A 2026-nucleotide genomic window follows, 5' to 3' on the forward strand; every position below is an offset into this window, starting at 1 on the left:
GCAAGAGATAGTTGCCGAAAACGGCGATGTGTCGTTCGACAGGGCCGAGCCAACGGACAACCTCGTCACCTGGGTTTACGACACCGACAGCTATGTCCCAACCGCCAAGTTGGTAAACGGCAAGCGTTACGGCATCGTGAGCGACTACATCGGTCGCCCCGTGCAGACCTACGACGAACACGGAACGCCCGTCTGGCAAGCCGACTACGACATCTATGGCAACTTGCTCAACCTGAAAGGCGACAGACAATTCGTGCCGTTCCGCCAGTTGGGGCAGTATGAGGACGAGGAGACGGGATTGTACTACAACAGGTTCAGGTATTACGACCCGAGTACGGGTGGGTATATAAGTCAAGATCCGATTGGGCTGACAGGTAACAATCCTACTTTGTATGGGTATGTGAGTGACACTAATGTCACACATGATATATATGGATTAGAGATATCCTATAAAGGAGATACATCACCATACCAAACGAGATATGACCCAACTTACCCTGGTCGCCCCGATCCTAGGTATTCAATTGATACTACTACTTTTGAGAGTGGAAAACCAACTGCAAACGGTGGCCTACGAGATAATAAACAATTTTGGCAGAAGTGGGAGAAATTAAATCCCTCAAGCATAAGTAAGAATAATAGATGGAGGATAGAACACGGGCTTTCTCCTACTATTGACAATGTGTGGATTAAAGAATTCCCAGAGCATGGAGGGTATAAAGGTGAAATATTAATTCATCACCATGTGGATCAAGGTAAGTACGCTGTACCAGTACCAGCAAGCACTCATGTTGGCTCAGGTGGCGTATGGCATTGTAAATAAGATAAAAAACAATTATATGAAATTATTAACGCTAAACGAAATTATTCTAACTATCGTTGAAGAAACTAAGGGACTTGATCCAGAATTTATTGAAGAAATAATCTTGAAAAAGGTAGATATTCCCAGCACAGAAATTGTTCGTTTGAAGGAAGAACTGAGAATAGATGTGTTGAACCAGAATTTCATAAACATCATCCTAAAATATAGCTGGGGTAACTTTTGCTTTCTCACCTATCAATTTGGTTACAATGATACATATGGGATAAATTGGCTGATACAAAGGAATCTAGAATATGAAGATTATTCTACATTAAATGAGGCTGGTTTCATTATTATTGCCAATGGGGATCCTTATACCATTCTATTAGAATGTGCCTCCGGTAGAATATATACCATTGATAGCGAGACTGAAATTGAAGAAAGAATGCTCATAGCAGAAAATTTTGAACAATTAGTAAGAGGAATGGGGACAGGGCAATATGCCTGTTGGTGTAAAAGAGAAACGGAATTTATACAACTTATGGAGCATATAACCAAAGGAATCGGCATGCCATTCTGGCACAGTCTAGTTGGTTTTTATTAGTCTATCATTATCTGTTAAGAGCTGGGAATGATAGAAGAGAAACAAGCCTCGGACTCCTAGCACAATGTATAAGCAGAAAACGAGGAAGAAGTCACGACACAATCCTCTAGCCTGGCGACTACGCCTACACATGGCTGCCTAACGGCATGCTGGACAGCGTAACTCGGCCAGACGGAAAAGTTGTCACGTTCAAGTACGATGCACTGGGCCGACGGATTGAAAAGGCTTTCAACGGTCGTGTGCACCGCTACCTGTGGGATGGCGACGTTGTCCTTCACGAATGGGAGTACGACGAAACGGAACGGCCGCAACAGATTGTTGCCGAAAACGGCGATGTGTCGTTCGACAGGCCCGAGCCAACGGATAACCTCGTCACTTGGGTTTACGACACCGACAGCTATGTCCCAACCGCCAAGTTGGTAAACGGCAAGCGTTACGGCATCGCGAGCGACTACATCGGTCGCCCCGTGCAGGGCTACGACGAACACGGAACGCTCGTCTGGCAAGCCGACTACGACATCTACGGCAACCTGCTCAACCTCAAGGGCGACAGCCAGTTCGTGCCGTTCCGCCAGTTGGGGCAGTATGAGGACGAGGAGACGGGATTGTACTACAACAGG

Annotated in this window: 3 protein-coding genes; all 3 read left to right on the top strand. The window is 45.8% G+C overall.

Annotation, left to right across the window (positions count from 1 at the left end; genetic code table 11):
* A partial coding sequence (locus HMPREF0670_RS16795) for an RHS repeat-associated core domain-containing protein (RefSeq protein WP_316928775.1) occupies positions 1-823 on the top strand: 823 nt, incomplete at its 5' end.
* Between the two features lie 16 nt (positions 824-839).
* Positions 840-1406: a hypothetical protein gene (locus tag HMPREF0670_RS14495; protein WP_009231895.1), complete on the top strand. Its 567-nt coding sequence runs from the start codon at positions 840-842 to the stop codon at positions 1404-1406.
* 146 nt (positions 1407-1552) lie between these two features.
* Positions 1553-2026, top strand: a 474-nt coding sequence (locus HMPREF0670_RS14500) for an RHS domain-containing protein (RefSeq protein ID WP_009231896.1), incomplete at its 3' end; no start/stop codon positions are given.

Origin of the sequence: Prevotella sp. oral taxon 317 str. F0108 (genome assembly GCF_000162415.1) — a bacterium.
In the GTDB taxonomy this organism is placed as follows: Bacteria; Bacteroidota; Bacteroidia; order Bacteroidales; family Bacteroidaceae; genus Prevotella; species Prevotella conceptionensis.